21 protein-coding genes and 1 pseudogene are annotated in these 25,510 nt (G+C 69.5%); 6 read left to right on the top strand and 16 right to left on the bottom strand.

The window, feature by feature from the left end; all coding sequences use genetic code 11:
- Window positions 1-46: 46 nt before the first annotated feature.
- The 5 genes from ffh to nsdA all read right to left on the bottom strand — a co-directional run bounded on the left by ffh (window position 47) and on the right by nsdA (window position 7,696).
- Window positions 47-1,597, bottom strand: coding sequence for a signal recognition particle protein (gene ffh / locus AC5DRG_RS37500; RefSeq protein ID WP_491804141.1), 1,551 nt, complete (start codon window positions 1,595-1,597; stop codon window positions 47-49).
- Window positions 1,598-1,731: 134 nt separating this feature from the next.
- Window positions 1,732-4,182: a [protein-PII] uridylyltransferase gene (locus AC5DRG_RS37495; protein WP_491804140.1), complete on the bottom strand. Its 2,451-nt coding sequence runs from the start codon at window positions 4,180-4,182 to the stop codon at window positions 1,732-1,734.
- A 30-nt stretch (window positions 4,183-4,212) separates the two neighbouring features.
- Window positions 4,213-4,551 (bottom strand): P-II family nitrogen regulator, encoded by a 339-nt coding sequence (locus AC5DRG_RS37490; RefSeq protein WP_006379495.1) that lies wholly within the window; start codon window positions 4,549-4,551, stop codon window positions 4,213-4,215.
- Window positions 4,548-5,888 (bottom strand): ammonium transporter, encoded by a 1,341-nt coding sequence (locus AC5DRG_RS37485; protein ID WP_491804139.1) that lies wholly within the window; start codon window positions 5,886-5,888, stop codon window positions 4,548-4,550. Before AC5DRG_RS37485 ends, AC5DRG_RS37490 begins: the two co-directional genes overlap by 4 nt.
- Before the next feature lie 323 nt (window positions 5,889-6,211).
- Entirely contained in the window at window positions 6,212-7,696 is a 1,485-nt protein-coding gene (nsdA, locus tag AC5DRG_RS37480) for a transcriptional repressor NsdA (protein WP_491804138.1), read from the bottom strand.
- Window positions 7,697-8,144: 448 nt separating this feature from the next.
- On the opposite strand from nsdA, the gene AC5DRG_RS37475 reads away from it, so the two are divergent.
- Window positions 8,145-8,807, top strand: a complete 663-nt coding sequence (locus AC5DRG_RS37475; RefSeq protein ID WP_491804137.1) for a bifunctional DNA primase/polymerase — start codon at window positions 8,145-8,147, stop codon at window positions 8,805-8,807.
- A 116-nt stretch (window positions 8,808-8,923) separates the two neighbouring features.
- Here the strand turns inward: AC5DRG_RS37475 and ftsY are convergent, their stop codons facing one another.
- Window positions 8,924-10,129, bottom strand: coding sequence for a signal recognition particle-docking protein FtsY (gene ftsY, locus AC5DRG_RS37470; protein WP_491813261.1), 1,206 nt, complete (start codon window positions 10,127-10,129; stop codon window positions 8,924-8,926).
- Window positions 10,130-10,259: 130 nt separating this feature from the next.
- Between ftsY and AC5DRG_RS37465 the strand changes: the two are divergent.
- The 3 genes and pseudogenes from AC5DRG_RS37465 to AC5DRG_RS37455 all read left to right on the top strand — a co-directional run bounded on the left by AC5DRG_RS37465 (window position 10,260) and on the right by AC5DRG_RS37455 (window position 12,919).
- A pseudogene (locus tag AC5DRG_RS37465) lies at window positions 10,260-11,445 on the top strand (cytosine permease).
- A gap of 71 nt (window positions 11,446-11,516) precedes the next feature.
- The gene (locus AC5DRG_RS37460) at window positions 11,517-12,488 is read left to right on the top strand and encodes an LLM class flavin-dependent oxidoreductase (protein ID WP_491804136.1); all 972 of its coding nucleotides are present in this window, start codon (window positions 11,517-11,519) and stop codon (window positions 12,486-12,488) included.
- 53 nt (window positions 12,489-12,541) lie between these two features.
- Entirely contained in the window at window positions 12,542-12,919 is a 378-nt protein-coding gene (locus AC5DRG_RS37455; RefSeq protein WP_491804135.1) for a hypothetical protein, read from the top strand.
- Window positions 12,920-13,045: 126 nt separating this feature from the next.
- On the opposite strand, the gene AC5DRG_RS37450 is transcribed toward AC5DRG_RS37455, so the two are convergent.
- The 4 genes from AC5DRG_RS37450 to AC5DRG_RS37435 all read right to left on the bottom strand — a co-directional run bounded on the left by AC5DRG_RS37450 (window position 13,046) and on the right by AC5DRG_RS37435 (window position 19,371).
- Window positions 13,046-14,464 carry a sugar porter family MFS transporter gene (locus AC5DRG_RS37450; RefSeq protein ID WP_491804133.1) on the bottom strand — a complete coding sequence of 473 codons (1,419 nt, stop codon included), beginning with the start codon at window positions 14,462-14,464 and terminating at the stop codon, window positions 13,046-13,048.
- Window positions 14,465-14,706: 242 nt separating this feature from the next.
- A complete protein-coding gene (gene smc / locus AC5DRG_RS37445) occupies window positions 14,707-18,270 on the bottom strand; it encodes a chromosome segregation protein SMC (RefSeq protein WP_491804131.1) in 3,564 nt (1,187 codons plus the stop codon).
- 235 nt (window positions 18,271-18,505) lie between these two features.
- Window positions 18,506-18,709: a hypothetical protein gene (locus AC5DRG_RS37440; protein WP_491804130.1), complete on the bottom strand. Its 204-nt coding sequence runs from the start codon at window positions 18,707-18,709 to the stop codon at window positions 18,506-18,508.
- 380 nt (window positions 18,710-19,089) lie between these two features.
- Window positions 19,090-19,371, bottom strand: coding sequence for an acylphosphatase (locus AC5DRG_RS37435; RefSeq protein WP_491804129.1), 282 nt, complete (start codon window positions 19,369-19,371; stop codon window positions 19,090-19,092).
- 141 nt (window positions 19,372-19,512) lie between these two features.
- Between AC5DRG_RS37435 and AC5DRG_RS37430 the strand changes: the two genes are divergently transcribed.
- Complete coding sequence (locus AC5DRG_RS37430; RefSeq protein ID WP_491804127.1) at window positions 19,513-20,607, top strand: CAP domain-containing protein; 1,095 nt, start codon at window positions 19,513-19,515, stop codon at window positions 20,605-20,607.
- Between the two features lie 75 nt (window positions 20,608-20,682).
- A complete protein-coding gene (locus AC5DRG_RS37425) occupies window positions 20,683-21,084 on the top strand; it encodes a winged helix-turn-helix transcriptional regulator (protein ID WP_491804126.1) in 402 nt (133 codons plus the stop codon).
- On the opposite strand, the gene mutM is transcribed toward AC5DRG_RS37425, so the two are convergent.
- From mutM to coaD, 6 genes are all read right to left on the bottom strand, one after another.
- The gene (mutM, locus tag AC5DRG_RS37420) at window positions 21,057-21,917 is read right to left on the bottom strand and encodes a bifunctional DNA-formamidopyrimidine glycosylase/DNA-(apurinic or apyrimidinic site) lyase (protein WP_491804125.1); all 861 of its coding nucleotides are present in this window, start codon (window positions 21,915-21,917) and stop codon (window positions 21,057-21,059) included. The genes AC5DRG_RS37425 and mutM overlap by 28 nt on opposite strands.
- Before the next feature lie 76 nt (window positions 21,918-21,993).
- Window positions 21,994-22,878 carry a ribonuclease III gene (rnc, locus tag AC5DRG_RS37415; protein WP_491804124.1) on the bottom strand — a complete coding sequence of 295 codons (885 nt, stop codon included), beginning with the start codon at window positions 22,876-22,878 and terminating at the stop codon, window positions 21,994-21,996.
- A 7-nt stretch (window positions 22,879-22,885) separates the two neighbouring features.
- Window positions 22,886-23,059, bottom strand: coding sequence for a 50S ribosomal protein L32 (gene rpmF, locus AC5DRG_RS37410; protein ID WP_007493396.1), 174 nt, complete (start codon window positions 23,057-23,059; stop codon window positions 22,886-22,888).
- A 2-nt stretch (window positions 23,060-23,061) separates the two neighbouring features.
- Window positions 23,062-23,715, bottom strand: a complete 654-nt coding sequence (locus AC5DRG_RS37405; RefSeq protein WP_491804123.1) for a YceD family protein — start codon at window positions 23,713-23,715, stop codon at window positions 23,062-23,064.
- A gap of 133 nt (window positions 23,716-23,848) precedes the next feature.
- Window positions 23,849-24,964, bottom strand: a complete 1,116-nt coding sequence (locus AC5DRG_RS37400) for a F0F1 ATP synthase subunit B (protein ID WP_491804122.1) — start codon at window positions 24,962-24,964, stop codon at window positions 23,849-23,851.
- A gap of 58 nt (window positions 24,965-25,022) precedes the next feature.
- A complete protein-coding gene (coaD, locus tag AC5DRG_RS37395; protein ID WP_491813260.1) occupies window positions 25,023-25,502 on the bottom strand; it encodes a pantetheine-phosphate adenylyltransferase in 480 nt (159 codons plus the stop codon).
- Window positions 25,503-25,510 lie beyond the last annotated feature (8 nt).

Below are 25,510 nucleotides of genomic sequence, written 5' to 3'. Positions count from 1 at the left end.
CGCCCCCAATGACGTACGGCCGGAGTCCGGACGTACGACCGAATCGTCAGCCCATGAACTTCTTGAACTCGTCGGGCAGCTCGAAGTCCTGGGAGCCCTGCTGCGGCAGGCCGAAGGCGTTGCCCCCCTGGGCGGCGGCCTCGCGGCGCTGGGCCTCCTCCAGCTCCTGCTGCTTGCGCTTCATCGGGTTGCCGGAGCGCTGCTTGCCCTTGGCCTGCTTGGGCTGCTTCTTGGTGCGGCCGGGGCCGCCGCCCATGCCCGGCACCCCCGGCATGCCGGGCATTCCGCCGCCCTGGGCCATGCGGGACATCATCTTGCGGGCCTCGAAGAACCGCTCGACCAGGCCCTTCACCGCGCTGACGTCGACACCGGAACCCTTGGCGATACGGGCGCGGCGCGAGCCGTTGATGATCGTCGGCTCCTGGCGCTCGGCCGGGGTCATCGACTTGATGATCGCGGCCGTGCGGTCGACGTCCCGCTCGTCCAGGTTGTTGATCTGGTCCTTGATCTGGCCCATGCCGGGAAGCATGCCGAGCAGCTTGGAGATGCTGCCCATCTTCCTGACCTGTTCCATCTGGGCCAGGAAGTCGTCCAGGGTGAAGTCCTGGCCCTTCTTGGACGCCAGCTTGGAGGCCATTTTCTCGGCCTCTTCCTGGCTGAACGTCTTCTCCGCCTGCTCGATCAGGGTGAGCAGGTCACCCATGTCGAGGATGCGGGAGGCCATCCGGTCAGGGTGGAAGGCGTCGAAGTCCTCCAGCTTTTCGCCGTTCGACGCGAACATGATCGGCTTGCCGGTCACCGAGGCGATCGACAGGGCCGCACCACCGCGGGCGTCACCGTCGAGCTTGGAGAGGACCACGCCGTCGAAGCCGACGCCGTCGCGGAAGGCCTCGGCCGTGTTGACGGCGTCCTGGCCGATCATCGCGTCGACGACGAAGAGGATCTCGTCCGGGGAGACGGCGTCCCGGATGTCCGCGGCCTGCCGCATCATCTCGGCGTCGATACCGAGGCGGCCGGCGGTGTCGACGACCACGATGTCGTGGACCTTGGTCTTCGCGAACTCGATGGAGTCCTTGGCGACCTTGACCGGGTCGCCCACCCCGTTGCCCGGCTCGGGCGCGTAGACGGCCACGCCGGCGCGCTCGGCGACGACGCTGAGCTGGTTCACGGCGTTCGGGCGCTGGAGGTCGGCGGCGACGAGCAGCGGCGAGTGGCCCTGCTCCTTCAGCCAGCGGCCGAGCTTGCCCGCGAGGGTCGTCTTACCGGCACCCTGGAGACCGGCCAGCATGATGACGGTCGGCGGCTGCTTGGCGAAGCGCAGGCGCCGGGTCTCGCCGCCGAGGATCGTGACGAGTTCCTCGTTGACGATCTTCAGGACCTGCTGGGCCGGGTTCAGCGCCTTGTTGACCTCGGCGCCGAGGGCACGCTCCTTGACGTTCTTGATGAACGTCCGGACGACCGGCAGGGCCACGTCGGCTTCGAGGAGGGCGATGCGGATTTCGCGGGCCGTGGCGTCAATGTCCGCCTCGCTCAGCCTGCCTTTGCCGCGGAGGTTTTTGAAAGTCGCGCTAAGGCGGTCGGAGAGAGTATCGAACACGGCGGCGTCGGTCCTCGGAGTCGGGGGCAGTGTGGGCGTCTTCCAGGGTATCCGGCCCGGCAAGACAATCGTCCCCGCCTGCTGTGTTCAGCGGGCGGGGACGGACAAATCCCCGCATCGGCGGTGAGCGGGTGTCACGCGCGCAACGTCTCTTCCAGCTTCCGCGCCGCCGATGCCGCCTCGTCCCCCAGCAAAGGCACGCCCTCGGCGGTGGTCACGTAGAAGGCGTCGACCGCGTTGGAACCCAGGGTGCTGACATGCATGCTGCGCACCCGCAGCCCCATGTCGTCCAGGGCCCGTCCGATGCGGTGCAGCAGGCCAGGGGCGTCATGGGCACGCACCTCGATCACCGTTGCGAGGCGGGACGCGGCCGGTGCGACCGTCACGCGCGGCGGGGGCGCTACGACGCCTCGGCGGCGCGGATACGCGGCGTCCCGTTCGGCGAGGCGGGCGGTGATGTCCAGGGAGCCGTCGAGGGCACGGACGAGGTCGGCGCGCAGCCGGGCGGCCTGGGGCAGGGAGCCGTACTCGGCGGCGACCCGCCAGTTCAGCAGGAGCACAGAGCCCTCGACGCCGTCCGGGAGGTCCAGCGCGCGCAGTTCCGCCGTGCGGACGGTCAGCCGGTGCATGGCGAGGACGCCGGCGACGGCGGGCAGCACGCTCTCCTGGTCCGGTACGGCGATGAGCAGTTCCACGCCGAGGGGCTCGGGATCGCCGGACGGCTGTTCCTCGTTCGGCGGCTCGGTCTGTGCGCGCAGCGCGAGCACGGGGCTGCCCGTGGCGACCGCCTCGATCGCGAGCCGCTCCTGTTCGGCGGTGACCAGGACGGCGGCCTCGGGCTCCTCGGGGGCGTCGCCCGCAAGCACGGCGGCGACCCGCTTCACCAGGTCGGCGACGAGCGAGCCGCGCCAGGACGACCAGGCGGCCGGGCCGGTGGCCAGGGCGTCCGCCTCGGTCAGCGCGTGCAGCAGCTCCAGGGTGCTCTGCGAGCCGACGGCCTCCGCGACCGAGCGGACGGTGGCCGGGTCCTCCAGGTCGCGCCGGGTGGCCGTCTCGATGAGCAGCAGGTGATGACGTACGAGAGTGGAGAGCACGGCCACGTCCGCGCGGTCGAAGCCGATGCGGGCGGCCACGTCCTTGGCGATGATCTCGCCGGCCACGGAGTGGTCGCCGGGCCAGCCCTTGCCGATGTCGTGCAGCAGCGCGGAGACCAGGAGGAGGTCGGGGCGGCTGACGCGGCGGGCGAAGTCGGAGGCGCGGACGGCGGTCTCGATGAGGTGCCGGTCGACGGTCCAGATGTGCACGGCGTTGCGCTGCGGCCGGCAGCGGACCCGCTCCCAGTCGGGCAGCAGGCGGGTGATCAGGCCCTCGGCCTCCAGCGCCTCCCACACGTCGACGGTGGGCTGCCCGGAGCCGAGCAGGGTCACGAGCTGCTCGCGCGCCTCGGCGGGCCAGGGTGTGGGCAGGGGGCGCGTGGTGGCCGCCATACGCCGGACGGCGTGCAGCGAGAGCGGGAGGCCGGCCTGTGCGGCGGCGGCAGCGGCGCGCAGGGGGAGCACGGGGTCGCGCTCGGGGCGCGCGGCGCGGGCGAGCACCACCTCGCCGTCCTGTTCCACCACGCCCTCCGCCAGCGGAGAGCGCTCGGCGGCGGGTTTGGCGCCGCCCAGCATGGCGCGCAGGCGCGGCCGCACGGAGCGCGACCGCAGCACGCGCCCCACTTCGCGCCACGTGACGTCACTGGCGTACGACACGACGCGCGCGGCCTCGTAGACCTGCCGCAGGAGGGTGTCGGCGTCGAGGAGGCCGAGCTCGGCGGCGACCTGGTCCTGCTCCTGGAGCGCGAGGCGGTCGGTCGCGCGCCCCGTCGTGAGGTGGAGTGCGTCGCGTACGTCGAGGAGGCGGCGGCGGGCGTCGTCGAGGCCCTCGCGCGGGGCGTCCGCCAGCCAGGAGGCGGCGACGGCGCGCAGGGCGGTGGCGTCGCGGAGGCCGCCGCGGGCCTCCTTGAGGTCGGGTTCGAGGAGGTACTGGAGCTCGCCCTGGCGCTCGGCGCGTTCGACGCAGAGTTCCTGGAGTTCGGGGAGGCGTTTGGGTGCCTGGTTGCGCCAGTCGGCCAGGACGCTCGTACGCAATCCGGCGGTGAGGCCGAGGTCGCCCGCGAGGTGGCGGGCGTCGAGGAGGCCGAGCTGGACCTTGAGGTCCTCGCCGGCCGTCTTGCGGGCCTCGGACGGCGTACGGACGGAGTGGTCGAGGGCCAGGCCGAGGTCCCAGATGGGGTACCAGATGCGGTCGGCCAGGGCGGCGACCGCGCCGGAGTCGCTGCCGTCGTGCAGCAGGAGCAGGTCGAGGTCGCTGCGTGGGGAGAGCTCGCCGCGGCCGTAGCCGCCGACGGCGACCAGGGAGACGCCCCGAAGGCCGTCGGCGCCCGCGCCGAAGAGCCCCGACAGCCAGTCGTCGGTCAGTTCGGCGAGGGCCGCACGGCGCGGCGGCCCGGACCGCGCCCCCTCGGTGAGGAGGTGCAGCCGGGCCGCCGCATAGCCGCTGGGTCCCGAGTCCTCTGCATCCTTACGCACGTTCGTACTCGTCACCCAGCGACTCCTGTTCTGTTTTGCTGCGCCTTAGAGCGCGTCCGGGCCGCGCTCGCCGGTCCGGACCCGTACGGCCGTCTCGACCGGGAGGGACCAGACCTTGCCGTCACCGATCTTGCCGGTGCGGGCCGCCTTGACGATGACGTCGATGAGACCCTCGGCGTCGTCGTCCTCGGCGAGGACCTCGATGCGGATCTTGGGTACCAGGTCGACCGTGTACTCGGCGCCGCGGTAGACCTCGGTGTGTCCCCGCTGACGACCGTAGCCGCTCGCTTCGGTGACCGTCAGACCGTGGACCCCGAAGGCCTGCAGCGCTTCCTTGATCTCGTCGAGCCGGTGGGGCTTCACGACGGCGGTGATGAGCTTCATGCGTCCACCTTCTTTGCGGTGCCCTCAGCCGAAGCGGACGAGGCGGTGAAGCCCGCGCCGCCGCCGGTGCCACTGAAGTCGTACGCGGTCTCGGCGTGCTCGGCCTGGTCGATACCGGCCACTTCCTCGTCCTCGGAGACCCGCATACCGAGGGTCTTGTCGATCAGGAAGGCGAGGATCGCGGAGGCCACCAGCGAGTAGCCGAGGACCGCGAAGACGCCGGCACACTGCTTCCAGAACTGGTCGAGGCCGCCGCCGTAGAAGAGGCCCTCGACGTCGGACTGGCCCTTGCCGCTGGCCAGGAGGCCGATGAGCAGGGAGCCGACGACACCGCCGACGAGGTGGACGCCGACGACGTCGAGCGAGTCGTCGTAGCCGAACTTGTACTTCAGGCCGACGGCCATGGCGCACAGCAGACCGGCGACGACACCGACGGCGATCGCGCCGATCGGGGAGACCGCACCACCGGACGGGGTGATGGCGACCAGACCGGCGACCGCGCCGGAGGCGGCGCCCAGCGTGGTGAACGCGCCGTGGCGGATCTTCTCGTAGATGAGCCAGGCGAGCATGGCGGCGGCGGTGGCGACCTGCGTGTTGACGAACATCAGGGAGCCGACGCCGTCATCGTTGCCGAGCCACGAGCCGGCGTTGAAGCCGAACCAGCCGAACCACAGCAGACCGGCGCCGAGCATGACCAGCGGGAGGCTGTGCGGGCGCATCGGGTCCTTCTTGAAGCCGACGCGCTTGCCGATGACCAGGATCACGCCGAGCGCCGCGGCACCCGCGTTGATGTGGACCGCCGTACCACCGGCGAAGTCGATGACACCGAGCTCGAAGGCCCAGCCGCCCGCACCCCAGACCCAGTGGGCGACGGGGAAGTAGACGACCGTGGCCCACAGGGCGACGAACAGCGCCCAGGCCGTGAACTTCACACGGTCCGCGATGGCACCGCTTATCAGGGCGGGCGTGATGATCGCGAACATCATCTGGAAGATCATGAACGTCAGGATCGGGATGGTGTAGCCATCCCAGAGGTCGGTCAGGCCGATGTCACTCAGACCGACCCAGCCCGAGGTCCAGCCGATGAAGCCGCCCTTGTCGGTGCCGAAGGCGAGGGAGAAGCCGTAAATGACCCAGAGGATCGTGACGATCCCGATGCTGATGAAGCTCATCATCAGCATGTTCAGGGTGCTCTTGACTCGGACCATGCCGCCATAGAAGAAGGCGAGACCGGGGGTCATGATCAACACCAGGGCTGAACAGATCAGCATGAATCCGGTGTTTGCGGCAGACAGCGTGGGAGCGTCTGCGGCTAGCGTGATGGCGGCTGATGCCATCGGCGTCTCCTCGTCATTTGGTACGGCCCCGTGCGGGCGAAGCCTGAGTGGATTGAGGGGTGGGCCGGTTATGCGCCCTGAGATTGGCGCAGCGCGGTTTCGATGGAAGCCCCTCATTGTTTCGCCACAGTGACGAAGGCGCCTTGCGTGTTACGTGTCGATGAACTGCCAGATACCCGGGCGCACGATCGTTATCGTGGCGCAACCTTCCCCGGAGGACCAAAACCGGCCGCGGTCGGCCTTCCGATGACCTGGCATGGGGGAGCCGAGTCGGGCAGTTCGGGAGGGTCGGCCGCGGCCGGGGCTTGAGGTGGGACGGGTTCTCAGACCGCCTCCGCGGTCTCGGGCAGTTCGATCTGGAGCTTGTCGGTCAGGTCGACGACCTCGGCGAGATCCCCGAAGTCCCGGACGGCCGTGTCGACCGTCTTTCGAATACGAGTGTTGACGCGCTCCGAGCGCACCTTCTTGGCGGCCGTCATGGCCTGCTCGGCCAGCACCGTGCTCTTCTCGGGCTCGCGCTGCAGCAGGTGCACGGTGGCCATACCGATGAGGTTGAGTGCGTACGACCGCTGGTGGTCGTCGTCCGTGGCGAACAGGTCGACGGCCCGCCGCATCAGGGGCTCGGCCAGCGAGGCGTAGGTGGGGCTGCGGCCCGCGACATAGGCGAGGTCTCGGTAGGAGTGGGAGTTCTCGCCGTACAGCTCGGCCTCGGAGAAGAAGCGGATCCAGTCGGGGTCCGGGTCGTCCCACTCGTCGGCGTCGGCGAAGGTGTCCTCGGCCATCCGGACCGCCCGCTTGCACTTGCCGGGCTGCCCCATGTTGGCGTACGCGCGTGCCTCCATCGCATACAGCATGGACTGGGTGCGCGGGCTCGCGCAGTCCCGGCTGCCGTACTGCGCGAGGTGGATCAGCTCCAGGGCGTCGTCGGGCCGGCCGAGGTGGATCATCTGGCGGCTCATGCTGGACAGGACGTACGAGCCGAGCGGCTTGTCGCCGGCCTCCTTGGCCGCGTGCAGGGCCAGCACGAAGTACTTCTGCGCGGTCGGCTGGAGCCCCACGTCATACGACATCCAGCCGGCCAGCTCCGCGAGCTCGGCGGCGACCTGGAACAGCCTCCTGGTGGTGGCCTCGGGCTGCGGCTCCTGGAGGAGGTCGGTCACCTCGTGCAGCTGCCCGACGACCGCCTTGCGGCGCAGGCCGCCGCCGCACTGGGCGTCCCACTGCCGGAACATCACGGTGGTGGATTCCAGGAGGTCCAGCTCGGGCTTGGAGAGCCGCCCGCCGCGCCGGGACACGGCCGCCGACTCGGGCTCGCGGTGGGGAGCCGTCGGCGAGGGGACGAGCCAGCGCTGCATGGGCTCGATGAGGGACGGGCCCGCGGAGAGGGCCAGCGAGGTCCCGAGGAAGCCGCGCCGCGCCAGCATGAGGTCGCTGCGCGAGAACTCGCTGAGCAGGGCCACGGTCTGCGGGCCCGTCCAGGGCAGGTCGACTCCGGACACGGACGGTGACTGGCGGGCGGCGCGCAGACCCAGGTCCTCGACGGAGACGACACAGCCGAACCGCTCGGAGAACAGCTCGGAGAGGATCCTGGGGATCGGCTCGCGCGGGTTCTCCCCGTCGAGCCATCGGCGCACCCGAGAGGTGTCCGTGGAGATGTGGTTGGCCCCCAACTGGCGTGCCCTGCGGTTCACTTGACGTGCGAGTTCACCCTTGGACCAGCCGCTGCGCACAAACCACGAGCCCAGCAGCTCATTGGGGCGCTTGTCCGTACTGGTCGCGGTCGTCCCGCTTCCGCCGTTGCCGCCCACTGGAACGCCCCCATCCCTGAGACCCACTTGTCGCTGCGTGCGCCAAGCCCTATCAGAATGCCGGTAAATACGGCCTCCCGTCCGGTAGTTCTCACCCTTCGAACGGGAAGCCGGGTTGCCCCCGGCATACCCACGAGTGCACGCGCCCCCAGGACTTGTGCACTCAAAGTAATCCTACGATCACTGCTCCAGCCATGGCGATCCCGGAAACGCCACCATTCGCCACCCCTTCGAATGAACTACCGGTGGCCTGCGCGCGATTCACTTGACATAGGACGGCCGGAAGTGGGCGTAGAGGTGCACGCAGGGGCGCGCACCGCCGAGTTCACCACCGGGGGCACTCCTGGGCGCCACCCGGACCAAGCGTCGCCCGGCGGTCGGGAACACACAGGGTCACGTTCTGCTTCCGCCGCGTAACCACCGGCGCGTTGGACCCGTTGGAGGGGGCATGGGCTTCACGATCGGCAGCAGCCGGGGGATCCGCGACATCCGGTCCGGCTCGCGCCGCCGCGGCCGCTCGTCGGACTGCACCGCCGTCGCCGAGTACACGGGACTGTGGGGTTGGGACGTGGTGCCGGGCGCACGGGCGGCCGGGGGCGCGTGTTCCTGCGGCGACACCAAGTGCCGTACGCCGGGCGCGCATCCACTGGACTTCGCACCGCAGATCTCCGCGGGCGCCACGCTCGACGAAGTGACCGAGGCCTGGACCGAGTTGCCCGGCGCGGCGGTGATGCTGCCGGTCGGCCGCGCGTTCGACGCGATCGAGGTCGCCGAGCCCGCGGGGCGCCGGGCCCTGGTCCGCCTGGAGCGCATGGGCCTCCCCCTCGGCCCGGTGACGGCGACCCCGGACGGCCGCGCCCACTTCTTCGTCGCCCCGGGCGCCGCCGCCGAACTCCCCGAACTCCTCTACCGCATGGGCTGGGACGACCCGACCCTCGACCTCGACGGCCTCGGCCCCGGCACCTACCTCACGGCCCCACCGAGCGACAGAGCCGGCCTGGGCCCGGTCCGCTGGCTCCGCCCCCCGGCCCTGGACTCGGCGACAAAGCCACCGGCGGCCCGGCTGCTGCTGGGGACGCTGGCTTACGTGGCACACCGGTCACGCGCATAGGCGACAACAGCGAAGTGCCCGTCCTCAACTGCACCTTGAGGGCGGGCACTTCTTGCTCCACTTCACCTGGGAACGTTCCTGGGTGGCCATCACCACCTAGGAAATTTCCTGGGTGGTCAGTCGCCGATAAGGGCGTCAACAAACGCCTCCGGCTCGAACGGCGCCAGATCGTCCGCGCCCTCGCCGAGCCCGACCAGCTTCACCGGCACCCCCAGCTCGCGCTGCACCGCGATCACGATGCCGCCCTTCGCCGTGCCGTCCAGCTTGGTCAGCACGATGCCGGTGATGTCGACGACCTCGGCGAAGACGCGGGCCTGGACGAGCCCGTTCTGACCGGTGGTCGCGTCCAGGACGAGCAGGATCTCGTCCAGCGGCGCGTGCTTCTCGACGACGCGCTTGACCTTGCCGAGCTCGTCCATGAGCCCGGTCTTGGTGTGCAGGCGCCCGGCGGTGTCGATGAGCACGACGTCGGCGCCGATCTCCTTGCCCTCCTTCACCGCGTCGAAGGCCACGGAGGCGGGGTCGCCGCCCTCGGGACCGCGCACGGTGTGGGCGCCGACCCGGTCGCCCCAGGTCTGGAGCTGCTCGGTGGCGGCGGCACGGAAGGTGTCGGCGGCCCCGAGGACGACGCTGTTGCCGTCGGCGACGAGCACCCGGGCGAGCTTGCCGGTGGTGGTGGTCTTGCCGGTGCCGTTGACGCCGACGACCATCACGATGCCGGGCTTGCGGCCCTCCGGCTCGGTCTTGACCGTGCGGTCGAAGTCGGTGCCGAGCAGCTTGAGCAGCTCCTCGCGCAGCAGGCCGCGCAGTTCCGCGGGAGTGCGGGTGCCGAGGACCTTCACGCGGGCGCGCAGCCCGTCGACCAGCTCCTGGGTGGGAGCCACGCCGACGTCGGCGGTGAGCAGGGTGTCCTCGATCTCCTCCCAGGTGTCCTCGTCGAGGTGCTCGCGCGACAGCAGCGTGAGCAGCCCCTTGCCGAGGGCGTTCTGGGAGCGGGACAGTCGGGCTCGGAGCCGGACCAGACGTCCCTCGGTGGGCTCCGGGACCTCGATCTCGGTCGGCGGAAGCTCAGTGGGCGGCTCCTCCACGGCGACGGGAGCCGAGCCGTCGGGGAGGTCCACCTCCTCTATGGTCCGGCGCGGTTCGTCGCGCGGCGTCTCGGCCTCGTCGCCGATGTGCGGCTCGGCCGGAGGTGCGGTGATGTCGGGGGCGGTGGGCGGCGGCGGGGGAAGCGACTTCTTCCGCCGGCTGCCGACGACGAGGCCGCCGAGCGCGCCGAGCACGATCACGGCGATGACTACAGCAAGGATGACGGTTTCCATAACGGGTCCAGTATCCATGCCTCCCTCACAAGGGGAGATTCATGGCTTCCTCCAAGAAGGTGAGCATCCGCGAGGGCGTTTCATCCCGACATATGGTGATTGACCATGAGCGCCCCTCGAAACCCACGGCATAGAACCGGTCCCCCACGCCGAGCGCACCGCCCGGACCCGCGGCCTGTTCCCCACCTGGGTCGCCGCCAACATCAGCGTCCTGCTCCTCTGCCCGGCACGCTGATCTGGGTCGCCCGCTGGGACTGGGAGACGATCAACGCGGTGATACCGGCGCGCATGCCCTGCTCACCGTGCTGGACATCCTGTTCGGTATTCGGAGCAACACGTTCCTGATCGTCGTGACGCTGCTGTTCTTCGCCCTCACGACGTTCGTGTGCACCACATGGGCCACGTATCTCTTCGGCGGCTTCTCCGTGCTGGTGCTCGTGCGGCTGATCGTCGGGACGGATTGGGACGAGGTCTTCGGACAGGGCGCGGGAGCCCCGTCCGCGATGATCGCCGGGGTCGGGCTGATCGCCGCGGGCGGGATCAGCTGGGCGCCGACGGCTCCGGACTTCACGCGGTATCTGCCGGCCACGGCGAAATCGTCGGCGATCGTACGCAACACGGTCGTCGGCGCGATCATCGTCGTAGCGCCGGTGGTCCTCATGGGCGCGGTCATGGCGTCCGGCGCGCCCGACCTGGCCTCCGCCGCGGACCCGGTGTCCTTCCTCGGCGAGATCCTGCCGCTGTGGCTCGCGGTCCCCTACCTCCTCATCGCCCTGGTCGGCACGCTGCTCATCAACGCGATGTCGATGTACTCGGCGGGCTTCACCGCCCAGACGCTCGGGTTCAAGGTCCCGCGTTACTGGGCGGTCTCGGTCTACGCGGCGATCTCCCTGGTCCTCGGCGGCATCCTGATACTGGCCGCGACCAGCTTCATGAGCTCCTTCATCGCCTTCCTCTCCCTGCTCGCGGTGGCTTTCTCGGCCTGGGTCGGCGTCTTCGGCGCGGACATGCTGCGCCGCAAGGAGTACGACGCAGAGGCCCTCCTCGACACCACGCGCACCAGCGCCTACTGGTACCGGGGCGGCTTCAGCCCGGCGGCGGTGACCGCGTGGGCGGCCGGCCTGGTGGCGGGCCTGCTGTTCACCACGTCCGACTGGTTCACCGGCCCCCTGGCCTCGAACAACCCGATCGGCGAGTACGGCCTCGGCTGGATCGCGACGATCGCGACCTCGGGCGCGCTGCACGCGGCGCTCCCGAAGCCGCTCGTCACGCCCACCTCAGCCACCACCAAGAAGCCCGCGACTATGGCTGTCTGACGCCTCGTCGGCTACCGTCCCCCGCGCCGAACCCACCAGAGTCACCCACCCTCCCGGCGAAGGGGACCCCCATGCCCGTCACGGTCGTACGTTTCAACCTGGTCGAGCCCGGCGCCACCCCCGCCTCGCTCAGCGCCCGCTACAAGGCGGCCGTCGAGATGGCCGCGTACGCCGACGAGCACGGGGTCACCACCGTGCAGACCGAGGAACACCACGGCGTCGCCAACAACTGGCTGCCGTCGCCGTTCGCCTTCGCGGGCGCGGTGTTGGGCGCGACCCGGAACATCGCGGTCACGGTCTCGGCGATCATCGGCCCGCTGCACGACCCGCTGCGGCTGGCCGAGGACATCGCCGTACTCGATCTGCTGAGCGGCGGCCGCCTGGTGACGGTCGCCGGGATCGGGTACCGGCCCGAGGAGTACGCCCTGTTCGACGTGGAATGGAAGCAACGCGGCAAGCTCCAGGACGAGCTCCTGGAGACGCTCCTCAAGGCCTGGACCGGCGAGGAGTTCGACTACCGCGGCCGTACGGTACGGGTCACCCCGCGCCCCTTCTCCGACCCGCACCCCCTGCTCCTGGTCGGCGGCTCCTCCCGGGCCGCCGCCCGCCGGGCCGCCCGCCTCGGCCTCCCCTTCTTCCCCAGCGCGCACCTTCCCGAGCTGGAGTCGTATTACAAAGAGCGGCTCGTCGAGTACGGCACCGAGGGCTGGACCATGATGCCCACCACCGAGACCCCCCTGCTGCACATCGCCGAGCACCCGGACCGCGCCTGGTCGGAGTACGGCGCCCACTTCCTGCACGAGGCCCGCACCTACGCCTCCTGGCAGTCCACCGACATCCGCTCAGCGGTGAAATCGACGGCCACGACGGTGGACGAGCTCCGCGCGGAGGGCGTCTACCGCATCCTCACGCCGGACGAGTGCGTGGCCCAGGGCCTGGACAACCTCGTACTGCATCCACTGGCGGGCGGCATGCCCCTCGACGAGGGGTGGCGGAGCCTGCGCCTGTTCGCTGAGCGGGTGCTTCCGGCACTGGGCGGCTGAGCCGCGGCGAAACCCGGTGGTCCGGGCGGGTCCGGCGGTGGTCCACTGCGGTCATGAGCCTGTCGGTGGAAGTGTTCGTCCGCGAGCCGGACGGGGACCTGCGGATACTCGACGTGCCGGACGACGTGTACCAGTCGGGCGGCTTCGAGTCATGGCGTACGACGGTGTGGGGATCGGAGTTCGTGCGCTCTCTGGGCGCCCGCCTCCTGCCCGTGCTGGCCGACGACGATCTCTACGTCGAGAACGAGAACGTGCCGGAACTGCTGCGTGAGGTCGCCCTGTTGCGCACCCACCTGGACGTGGTCGCCGCCGGCACGGAACACCCCCGGACCCTGGAGGAACACCGCGTCGGCATCGAACACCGGTTGTGGATCATCGAGGAGAGCGCCCACAAGGCCCTGGAGATCGGCGGCGGCGTCCTCATCTGGTGAGCGGTAGCCCGGGACACACCACCGCCGCCCCCGCTCGGAAGCTGACCGAGCGGGGGCGGCGGACGGGTACGGGGAGAGGGGCAGCGGGGGACTTGGGCCCTTCTCCCCGAGTCAGCGGGGGCCAGGTCAGCCCATCTCCTCCAGCGTCTTGCCCTTCGTCTCCTTGACGTACTTGAGGACGAACGGGATGGAGAGCGCGGCGAAGATCGTGTAGATCACGTAGGTCGCGGAGAGGTTCCAGTCGGCCAGCGACGGGAAGCTCGCGGTGATGGCCCAGTTGGCGATCCACTGCGCGGAGGCGGCGACGCCGAGCGCGGCGGCGCGGATCTTGTTCGGGAACATCTCGCCGAGGAAGACCCAGACCACGACACCCCAGGACAGGGCGAAGAAGAGGACGAAGACGTGGGCGGCGATCAGGGCGATCCAGCCCTGGGTGGCCGGCAGCTTGCCGTCGACGAGGTCGAAGGAGAAGGCCCAGGCCTCCAGCGCGAGACCGACGACCATACCGACGGAGCCGATGAGGGCCAGCGGCCTGCGGCCGATGCGGTCCACGAAGATCATGGCGATCACGGTGCCGACGATGTTGATGATCGACGTCGTGAAGGAGTACAGGAACGAGTCCGTCGGGTCGACACCGACCGACTGCCACAGCGTCGAGGAGTAGTAGAACGCGACGTTGATGCCGACGAACTGCTGGAACACCGAGAGGCCGATGCCGATCCAGACGATCGGCTTGAAGAAGAAGGAGCCGCCGAGCAGGTCCTTGAAGGTCGACTTGTGCTCGCTCTTCATGGCGTGCTCGATCTCGCTGACCCGGGCGTCCAGATCGATCTGGCCGCCCTCGACCTCTTCGAGGATCTCGCGGGCGCGCTCGTGCTTGCCGACGGAGATCAGGAAGCGCGGGGACTCGGGGATCGCGAAGGAGAGCAGACCGTAGAGGACGGCCGGGACGACCATCACACCGAGCATGACCTGCCAGGCCTCCAGGCCCATGATCTCGCCGCGCTGGTCACCGCCGGCGGCGTTCAGCAGGCCCCAGTTGACCAGCTGCGAGATCGCGATGCCGATGACGATCGCGGCCTGCTGGAAGGAGCCGAGCCGGCCGCGGTAGGCGGGCGGGGCGACCTCGGCGATGTAGGCGGGGCCGATGACCGAGGCCATGCCGATGGCGAAGCCGCCGATGACGCGCCAGAAGGCGAGGTCGTACAGCGAGAAGGGCAGCGCCGAACCGACGGCACTGATGGTGAACAGCACGGCGGAGATCTGCATGCAGCGGATACGGCCGATGCGGTCGGCGATACGGCCGGCGGTCGCGGCGCCGATGGCACAGCCGATCAGCGCGATGGCGATGACCTGGGCCAGGGCCGCGGAGCCGATGTCGTAGCGGTCCCGGATGGCCTCGACGGCGCCGTTGATCACGGAGCTGTCGTAGCCGAAGAGGAAGCCGCCCATCGCGGCCGCCGCCGCGATGAATATGACGTGCCCGAGATGTTCGGGATGAGCCGACCTGGCTCCTGACTGTTGTGCCTGCGCTGTGCTGGTCACGTGGTAACTCCTCGGGCCACCGGCGTCGCTGCCGGGTGGGGGTGGCGACCTTTCCAGTGGCGCACAGCAGGGCGCCGCCCACCACCTGAAGGTAAAAGCAACGTTGCAGAGACTATGCCTTCAAGTTTCGAAGTCAACAGAGGCACGGCTGTGAAGTTTCAGCACCCGCGAGGTGTCAATATGTTCAATACTTGAAGGCAGCTAAAAAAATGCAGGTCGCAATAGGTGTACGGGGCACGCGACTACCGGAGTCGCTGCGAGATGACCTTCGACACACCGTCGCCCTGCATGGAGACGCCGTACAGCGCGTCGGCGACCTCCATCGTGCGCTTCTGGTGGGTGATCACGATCAGCTGCGAGGCTTCCTGCAACTCCTGCATGATGCGGATCAGCCGCTGCAGGTTGGTGTCGTCGAGCGCGGCCTCGACCTCGTCCATCACATAGAACGGGCTGGGCCGCGCCTTGAAGATGGACACCAGCATCGCGACGGCGGTCAGCGAGCGTTCCCCGCCGGACAGCAGCGACAGCCGCTTGACCTTCTTGCCCGGCGGCCGGGCCTCGACGTCGACACCGGTGGTGAGCATGTTGTCGGGATCGGTCAGGATCAGCCGCCCCTCACCACCCGGGAAGAGCCGGCTGAAGACACCCTCGAACTGCACGGCCGTGTCCCGGAACGCCTCGGTGAAGACCTGCTCGACGCGCTCGTCGACCTCCTTCACGACCTGAAGCAGGTCGGCCCGGGTCTTCTTGAGGTCCTCCAACTGCTCGCTGAGGAACTTGTGGCGCTCCTCCAGCGCGGCGAACTCCTCCAGGGCGAGCGGATTGACCTTGCCGAGCTGCTGGTACGCCCGTTCGGCCGACTTCAGCCGCTTCTCCTGCTCGGCGCGGTGGAAGGTCCGGGGCTGGTTGCGCGGGTGCTCGGGATCCTCCGGCAGTTCCTCGCCCTCGGCGGGCAAAGAGGGCGGTACGAGCTGATGCGGGCCGAACTCGTCGACCAGCCCCGCCGGTTCCACACCCAGCTCTTCCAGCGCCTTGGTCTCCAGCTGCTCGATCCGCATCCGCTTCTCGGCGCCGAGCACCTCACCTCGGTGCACCGAGTCCGTCAGCTTGTCGAGTTCGCCCTTGAGGTCGCGCCCCTCGCTGCGAGCGGCGGTCAGTTCCTGCTCGCGCCGCGCCTTGGCGGCATCGGCGGCGGTCCGCTCCTCGTCGGCACGCGCGAGGGACACCTCGACGTGCGCGAGCAACTGCCGCGCCCCGGAGGCGACGGCCTCGGCGACACCGGCCTCGTGCCGCAGCCGCGCCCGCCGCTGCTCGGCACGCGCGCGTGCGTCGCGCTCCGCTCGGGCGGCGCGGTCGAGGGAGTCGGCGCGGCCGGCGAGTCCCTTGACCCGCTCCTCGTGGGTACGGACCTGAAGCCGCGCCTCCATCTCAGTCTGCCGGGCGTTGGCCCCGTCGGCGGCGAGCCGATCCCGTACGGAGGTGTCAGGTTCCTCCTCGACCGGCATCTCCTCCGCGACGGCGAGCCGTTCGGCCAGCACCTCGGCTTCCTCTACGGCCTTGTCGAGCGCTTCCTGCGCCCGTGCCGCCGCCGCAGTGGACCTCTCGGCCTCACCGGCGGCGCCGCGTGCCTGGCCGGCGAGGCGCCCGAGCTGCTGGGCCACGGCCGACTTCTCCCGGTCGGCGGCCCGGCGCCGCTCCCCCACCTCTTCGACGAGGGCGGCACACTCCTTGCGTCGCTCGGCTGCGGCTTGCTGCGCCTCGGCGAGTTCCTCGCATCGCACGGCCAGGTCTTCGAGCTCGGCGGCGGCCTCGTCCACGGACGCCTGTACTTCGAGAAGACTGGGCGCCCCGGCGGACCCGCCGTGCGCGAAGTGCGCTCCGAGCAGGTCGCCTTCGGCGGTTACGGCGGTCAGCTCCGGGTGGGCGTAGACGAGCTCTTCGGCGTCTTCCAGGGTGTCCACTACGACGATGCCGTGCAGGAGGCGTCGTACGGCGGGCATGAGGTCGGAGGGTCCCCGGACGAGGTCTGCGGCGGAGGGGGGTCCGTCAGCGTGGGACTGCGTCGATGCGCCTCCGTCCTCCTCCAGCGCCCCCGCCAACAACAGCGCAGCCCGTCCGCCGTCCTGCTTGCGCAGCAGCCTGATCGCATCCGCCGCCGCGGACGGTGATGTCACCGCGATCGCGTCGGCCGCCGCGCCGAAAGCCGCGGCCAGCGCGACCTCGTGCCCGGGAGTGACCGTCAGCAGTTCGGCGGCGGGGCCGAGAAGCCCGGTGAGCCGGTCCTTCGCCCCCAGCAGTGCCCCGGTGCCGTCCTTGCGGCGCAAGCCCAGCGCAAGCGCCTCGCGGCGGGCCTGGGTCGCAGCACGCTTGCGTTCCGCCGCCGTGGCCGCCTCGCGGGCAGCGGACAGAGCGGTCTCCGCCTCGGCCAGCGTGACTCTCGCCGCCTCGTGCCGCTCGGAGAGCTCCGCGTCGTCGGCGTCGAGGCCATCGACCTCGGCCTTGAGCGTCTCGTACTCCTCCTGCGCGCCGACGGCCCGCTCCTGGGCCTCGTCGCGCGCGGCGGCCAGCCGGTCGATCTCGGCCTGGGCGGAGCCGGCGCGGGAACGGGCCGCGTTGACCTGGCCGTTCAGCCGGGCCAGGCCCTCACGCCGGTCGGCGATGGCGCGGGCGACATCCTTCAGGCGCCGTTCCTCGACGGTGAGTTCGCGCTCCAGGTCGGCGCGGTGGGAGACCGTGTCCTCCAGGGCACGCTCGGCCGCCTCCAGGGCCGCTTCGAGCTCGGCCTCCTGCTCACGGATCCGGGCGGCCTCGCGCTCCATGTCCTCGGGGTCGCGCCCGCGCCGCTCCTCCTCGGGCGCGGAGGTGGCGCTCTTCACGCGCGCGTCGGCGAGCGAGATCGTGCCGCGCACCCGCTCGGCGAGCTGGGAGAGCTCGTACCAGGTGTGCTGGGCGCGCTGGAGACGCGGCGTGAGCTGCCGTACCTCGTCCTCCAGGAGTGCCTCGCGCTGGAGCGCCTTCTTCAGCTCCAGCTCGGCGGACTCCTTGCGTTCCTTGAGGGCGGCCTCGTCGGCGATCTCGGCCTTGAGTGCCTGCCGCAGTCGTACGAGGTCGTCGGCGAGGAGGCGGAGGCGGGCGTCGCGGAGGTCGGCCTGGATGACGGCCGCGCGCCGGGCGACGGCGGCCTGTCTGCCGAGCGGCTTCAACTGCCTGCGCAGCTCGTCGGTGAGGTCCTGCACGCGCGCGAGGTTGGCCTGCATCGCGTCCAGCTTCCGCAGCGCCTTCTCCTTGCGCTTGCGGTGCTTGAGGACGCCGGCCGCCTCCTCGATGAAGGCGCGGCGGCCCATGGGGTCGGCGTGCAGGACGGAGTCGAGCTGGCCCTGGCCGACGATGACGTGCATCTCGCGGCCGATGCCCGAGTCGCTCAGCAGCTCCTGGATGTCCAGCAGACGGCAGGTGTCGCCGTTGATCTGGTACTCGCTGCCGCCGTTGCGGAACATGATCCGCGTGATGGTGACCTCGGCGTACTCGATGGGCAGCGCCCCGTCGGAGTTGTCGATGGTCAGGGACACCTCGGCGCGGCCCAGCGGGGGCCGCCCTGTGGTGCCGGCGAAGATGACGTCCTCCATCTTGCCGCCGCGCAGGGACTTGGCGCCCTGCTCGCCCATCACCCAGCTCAGGGCGTCCACGACATTGGACTTGCCCGAACCGTTCGGCCCCACGACACACGTGATACCCGGCTCGAACCGGAGCGTGGTCGCCGAGGCGAACGACTTGAACCCGCGAAGGGTCAGGGCCTTGAGGTGCACGCCGCTGGACTCTACCTTCCACCCGTATCTCACACGTTGAACCCGGGGTACCCCGCGGTTTCACCAATGAACGTGCAGGGCACACCAGACGTTAAAGAGAGTGAAAGGATGCACGGGGGAAAGAAAGAAGGGACGCCGAAGCGTCCCTTGCAGACTCTGACTCAAACTCTGACAACTTAGCGGTTGATACGGGCAGCCCAACCACTGCGTGAGCTGTCGTGGAGCGATGCAGCGATCAGGTGAGCGCAGGCTCCGCCTGGTGTGCGTCGATGCTCTCCATGAGACTGTCGTGAGAAGCGGCAGCCGCGAGCGCGTCGTTCTCCGCCTGGATCCGAAGGAGCTCGGATTCCAGATCCTGTACGCGCTGCTGGAGCCGTCGCATCTCGGCGAGGAGTCGAGGGTCGGAGCCGCCGACGTAACCGAGAAGCGCCTTTGCCATGATGGATGGTCCTCCACACTGAGTGACCGACCGAATGCGGTGTGGGTCGTGAGGGAATCGCACCCGCGGTGCTTGACACTCTTGAGTTCTTGCTGCCGTTCTCCATGCCAAACAGCTAAGGTGCGCGGGGCTTTCAGCGTCTCACCAAAAAGTTTGACGGTCAACACGATCACGCCCTGCAATGGCGGGCAACCCGGGGGAACGCTGCCCAGATGGGCGGCGCTACGACTCCTGCGGGACCCTGAGGCCGTGGCGATCATCTTTACCTGCGGAGCCTGCCACGACAAGCCCTTCTTGGCAACCACCAGGCCATCTCTGCTTCAGGCAGGTGCCGGTGGCATGTCCCTCCGCTTCTTCCACAGCCGGTTTACAGATTCGGCTCAGCGGATGGCGAAGCCGTCGTAACCCCCACGAGGTGTGTCCCAGATCTCGGTGACACCCTCAACGCGGCCGGGCGTGTCGTCGCCCTGGAGCCAGTCGAGGAGCCCTTCACACCGTTCCCGGGAGCCCTCCGCGACCACCTGGACCCGTCCGTCCCCCAAATTGAGAGCAAAACCACTCAGGCCGCCGAGTTCGAGGGCCTTGGCCCGCGTGAACCAGCGGAAACCCACACCTTGGACGCGTCCCCGCACCCAGGCGACCAGTCGCACATCCTCGCTCATGGGTGCAACCTAACCGGCCAATGTCTCACTGGGCACTCCGTCCCCCAGCGCCATGCGGTACCGTCCCGACCCAATGAATCTCATATGAAACTCACTCAATCGAGTGAGTCTGGTCACCGCAAGGACGAGGAAGGCAAGGACATGGGACGCCACCGACGCTCCGCCGCCGGCCGCGCCGCCACGGGCCGCGCCACGGGGGTCACGGAAACACACGGCTCATACGCGAGCAGCTACGACCCGCATGACTCGTACGACGCATACGGCACGTATGCGGGAGACCTTCCCTCGGTGGGCACGGCGCCCTACCTGCACACGCAGGAGTACGCCGCCACCACCGCGAGGAGCGAGCGTTACCTCTTCGCCACCGACGAGGACTACCGCGTCGTCTTCCCCGAGGGCGGCAGCACGCCCCGTGGGGGTTCCGGCGGGGCGGGTGGGCGTCGGCGCAAGAAGAAGGGTGTGACGCCGGTCCGCACCGGACTGCTCGGCGTGTCCGCGGCGGTCGCCATCGGCACGGTCGCGGTCGCCACGGGCGCACTGCCCGGCATCGACAACTACAAGCTCGGCGGCGGCAACAACGGGGACAAGGTGCAGGCCGCCGACTCACCGACGAACAGCGCGACCGAGCAGGGCGGCACGTCCGGCAGCGCCGACAGCCGCGACGACGGTTCGTCGACGAGCCGCGACGCCGACCGTACGACGTCTCCCTCGCCGTCCGTCTCGGCCTCCACGGCCGCGCCGACCAAGGCTCCGACGAAGAAGCCGACGACCACACCCAGCAAGAAGCCGAAGGCGACGCCTTCCCAGGCGGCCACCAAGCCGTCGAAGCAGGCCAAGGCCCCGGTGACGGTGTCCGCGGAGGCCGCCGCCGAGGCCGCCGTGCTCAAGCTCGTCAACGAGGAGCGGGCGAAGGTGGGCTGCAGCGCCCTGTCCGCCAACAGCGCGCTGGCGAAGCTGGCCGAGGACTTCAGCGACGCGATGGCCGAGCAGGGTTTCTTCGACCACACCGACCCGAGCGGGGCCACTCCGTGGGACCGCGCGGCGGCTGCCGGGATCACCGACCTGGGCGGCGAGAACATAGCCCGGGGTCAGGCCGACGCCGCGGCTGTGATGGAGGCGTGGATGAACAGCCCCGGTCACAAGGCCAACATCCTGAACTGCGACTTCACGACGCTGGGAGTCGGCGTGCACTTCGGGACGGGTGGCCCGTGGTGGACGCAGGACTTCGGATACTGAGTGACAGTGGACGCAGCGCTAACTTCCGGTTAGTGCAACCTGTTGGTTAGCGCTGCGTTCACGTACGCTTGAGGGATGAACACCCCGCAGGAGTACACGGAGGCCCAGGACCTCCCGTACAGCGTGTTCGCCAAGGCCTGTCCGTCGCGCGGCACCCTGGAGCACATCACGGGGCGCTGGGGCGGGCTCGCGCTGAGCGCTCTGTACGAGGGATCGCTGCGCTTCAACGAGCTGCGCCGGCGCGTCGACGGCGTCAGCGAGAAGATGCTGTCCCAGACCCTGCACGCGCTGGAGCGCGACGGCCTGGTGCACCGCGAGGCCCAGCCGACGAACCCGCCCCGCGTGGACTACGAACTGACCCCGCTCGGCCGCCAGGTCGCCGAGCACCTGCTGGCCCTCATCCACCTCGTCGAGGGCCGCATGGACGACGTACTTCACGCACGCACGCGCTACGACGAGACGCGCGGCGCCCGCTGACACTTCGGGCAGAAGTAGCTCGACCGGTTCATCCAGGCGCGTCGGCGCATCGGCGTGCCGCACCTCTTGCAGGGCAGGCCCTCACGGCCGTACGCGTCGAGGGAGCGGTCGAAGTAGCCCGACTCCCCGTTGACGTTGACGTAGAGGCTGTCGAAGCTGGTGCCGCCCACCGCGAGGGCCTCGTTCATCACGTCCCTTACGTGGCCCAGGAGTTCGGCGGTGACGGGGCGGGTGAAGTTGGCGGTGGGGCGTTCGTAGTGGACGCGGGCCCGCCAAAGGGCCTCGTCCGCGTAGATGTTGCCGACTCCGCTGATCAACGACTGGTCGAGCAGGGCCCGTTTGACGGTCGTGCGCTTGCGGCGCAGGGCCTGGTGGAAGGCCTCGTCGTCGAACAGCGGGTCGAGGGGGTCGCGGGCGATGTGCGCGATGACGTCCGGCAGGCCGTCGGGGGTGTTGTCGTGCAACGACAGGCCGCCGAAGGTGCGTTGGTCGACAAAGCGGAGTTCGGTGCCGAGGGCGTCCGCGAAGCCGACCCTGATCCTCAGGTGCTTCTCGTCCGGTGCCTCGTGCGGCTGGACCAGGAGCTGGCCGCTCATGCCGAGGTGGGCCAGGACGGACTGGTTCGTGTCCTCCAGAGGCAGCCACAGGTACTTGCCGCGACGGCTGGGAGCGCCGATGCGGTGACCCTTGAGGCGGTGGGTGAAGTCGTCGGCGCCGGCGACATGGCGGCGCACCGCGCGCGGGTGCAGCACCTCGGCGTCGGCGACAGTGCGATGGGCGACCCACCGCTCCAGGCCACGTCGGACGACCTCGACCTCGGGCAACTCGGGCATGGGCTCCCCCACCACTGATGTATGAAGCGAGCGCCCGCCCCAACGCTCGGGACGGGCGCTCGGTCGCGCTGTTCGGTCAGGCGGACGCCGAGGACGGGCCGTCGTTCTCCTCGGCGATCTCGGCTGCCTTGGCGACCTCGGCCGCCTTGGCAGCTTCTGCGGTCGCCGTCTTGGCTCGCTCGTCGGCGGCAGCGCGGATGGACCGCCATGCGGACTCCGCTGCCTGCTGCTCCGCCTCCTTCTTGCTGCGGCCGGTGCCGGTGCCGTACGAGACGCCTCCGACGCGGGCGGCAGCAGTGAAGGTCTTCTCGTGATCGGGGCCGGTCTCCGTGACCAGGTACTCGGGCACGCCGAGTGTTTCGGTCGCGGTGAGCTCCTGGAGACTGGTCTTCCAGTCCAGGCCGGCACCGAGGTTCGAGGACTTCTCGATCAGCGGGTCGAACAGGCGATGCACCAGCTCCGACGCCGCGTCGAGTCCTTGATCGAGATAGACCGCGCCGATCACCGCTTCCAGGGTGTCGGCGAGGATGGACGCCTTGTCCCGGCCTCCCGTGCCCTCTTCACCACGGCCGAGCCGGATGAACAGGCCGAGTTCCAGGCCACGACTGACCTCCGCCAGCGCACGAGAATTGACCACTGCGGCCCGCAGCTTGGCCAGTTGGCCTTCAGGCAGGTCGGGGTGGGTGGTGTACAGCGTGTCGGTGACGACGAGACCGAGCACGGAGTCCCCGAGGAACTCCAGCCGCTCGTTCGTCGGCAGACCGCCGTTCTCGTACGCGTACGAACGGTGGGTCAGCGCACGCACCAGAAGGGCGGACTCGAGCTTGTAGCCGAGCCGCCCTTCCAGAAGCGTGTGGGACGAGGCTGTGTTGTCCGCTTTCCTGGCGTTCGCATCCGCCTTGGCGGTTGGGTCCGCCTTGGCGTCATCCGCCTTCTTGGGGCTAGACACAGTGCCTCTCACCAGCCGCTCAGACCTCGAGGACCTGGCGCTTGTTATAGGTGCCGCAAGACGGGCACGCGATGTGCTGCAGCTTGGGCTCGTGGCAGCGCTCGCACGCAACCAGGGTGGGGACCGCAGCCTTCCACTGCGACCGGCGGTGGCGCGTGTTGCTGCGCGACATCTTCCGCTTCGGAACAGCCACGGCTACTTCTCCTGCTTCTCGTTGGCGCGCGCCGATCGAGGCGCTTCACCACTGATCTCGTCCTTCTCGCCGTCTTCGAGTGAACCGGCGAGTCCCTGCAGTGCCGCCCAACGGATGTCGACGGCTTCGTGGTGGTGGTCCGGGTCGTCCGCCAGCCGGGCTCCGCACTCGGAGCACAGGCCCAGGCAGTCGTCCTGGCACACCGGCTGCATCGGCAGTGCGAGCACCACCGCATCACGCAGCACGGGTTCGAGGTCGAACAAGCCGTCCTCGATGAAGAGCCTGTCCTCGTCTTCCTCGGCGTCGTCGGCCGGCTCCGCTTTCGGGCGGCCCCGGTCGTCGGCGTCAGGGTACGAGAACATCTCCTGGAAGTCCGCTACGAGCTTCTGCTCAAGCGGCTCCAGACACCTTACGCACTCCCCCTTGGCCTGTGCACGGGCGGTGCCTGTGACAAGCACACCTTCCATGACCGACTCCAGGCGGAGGTCCAGCTCCACCGGGGCGCCTTCCGGCACTCCGATGACTCCCGCGATCCCGAGATCCTGGGGAGCTTCGATCGAGCGGTTCAGGCGCTGCTGCGCACCAGGCCGCCGACCCAGCTCGTGTGTGTCGAACACGAGGGGGTTGCGGTGGTCGAGGCGGGCGTTCAGAGCCATTCCTGCTTTCGATCTTCCAAGCTGAGGGAACGCTGCCCTCCGGTGTTCCCCGGGCAGCGTTGATCGCGGACGTGCACGCGACCGAAGAGCCAGGATACTGGACCTTTCGCTCACGGCCCAATCCGGTGGTCCCTTACTGGCCGCGGCCCTGCTCGTAGGCCCGCAGCTGCTCGGCGCTGATCATGCTCGTGTCGAAGAGGCTGGTCTCGTCGAGGGCATGCGCCTCGGGCCCGCCGTACCCCTGGTGGCCCTGCTGCTGGGCCTGGTTCGGGTCGTAGGCGGCCTGCTGGGCGTCGTAGCCCTGGTAGGCGTAGGGGTCGGCCTGCTGCTGGTAGCCGTAGGTGTCCTGCTGCTGGGCGTACTGCTGCTGGGCTCCGTACTGGTCGGCCTGGTCGGCCTGCTGGTACCCGTACTGGTCCTGCTGCTGATAGCCGTACGGGTCCTGCTGCTGGACCTCGTGCTGCGGGACGTACTGCTGCTGGGCGGGGATCTCCGGCATGCGGGCGGCGGCCGCCTGGTCCGCGTCCGCGAGAGCCGCGAGGTCGTCGAGGTAGTCGGCGTCGCTGGAGTGCTGGACGGGGGCGCCGTCGTCGCCGAAGGCGAGGGAGCCGAGGTCGTCGGTGGCGATACGGCCGTGCAGCTTCTGGCGGCCCTTGCCGACCGCGTCCAGGGTCTTGGCGAGAACCGCCTCGAAGGCGCCCAGCTTGGTGTCCACGTACGTGTCGGCGTCGCGGCGCAGGGTCTCCGGGTCATGGCTGCGCTCGGGGGCGTCCTCGTCCTCGTAGCCCTGCTCGTCCAGGCCGGGGCCCGTACCGAGGAGCTTCTCGCGGCCCCGGCCCACGGAGCCGAGGGTCTTGGTGAGGACGACCTCGAAGTTGGCGAGCTTGGAGTCGACATAGTCGTCGGCCTCCGCACGGACCTCCTCGGCCTCCTTGCGGGCCTCGGCGAGGATGCGGTCGCCCTCGTTCTGCGAGCGGCGGGCGATCTCGGTGTCGGAGATCAGGGAGCCGCGCTCGGCGTGTGCGCCCCGGATGATCTGCTCGGCCTCCTGGCGGGCCTGCTCGACCATCTGCTCCCGGTCGCCGATGAGCTCCTGGGCCTGCGCGAGGGAGCCGGGCAGGGCCGCGCGCACCTCTTCGAGCATCGCGAGCAGCTCGGCGCGGTTGACCACGCACGAGGCCGACATGGGCATCGACCGGGCACTGGAGACCGAGGCGACGATCTCGTCGAGCTTCTTCTGCACGTCCACCGTGTGCTCGCCACTCTCTACAGCTGTGATGGAGACGGACGGGACGACTGTAGCCCGTTCAGCCTTGGCGCAGACGCTTGTTGAGGGCCTCCAGGATCACCGGCGGCACCAGGTGGGAGACGTCTCCACCCCAGGTCGCCACCTCCTTGACCAGGGAGGACGAGAGAAAGCTGTAGGTGGGGTTGGTGGGCACGAAGAGGGTCTCCACGCCCGAGAGGCCGATGTTCATCTGGGCCATCTGCAGCTCGTAGTCGAAGTCGCTCACCGCGCGCAGGCCCTTGACGATGGCCGGGATGTCACGCTGCTTGCAGAAGTCGACGAGGAGGCCGTGGAACGCCTCGACCTTGACGTTCTCGTACTCGGCGGTGACCTGGCGGATCAGGTCGATCCGCTCGTCGATCTCGAACAGGCCCTTCTTGGACTTGTTGATCATGACCGCGACGTAGACCTCGTCGTACAAACGGGAGGCGCGGGAAATGATGTCGAGGTGTCCATTGGTGATCGGGTCGAACGACCCGGGACAGACGGCGCGGCGCACTTGAGATC

It is taken from the genome of Streptomyces sp. JLBG701, assembly GCF_058544905.1.
The sequence above is the reverse complement of the archived record's forward strand: the minus strand, read 5'-3'. Positions and strand labels throughout refer to the sequence as shown.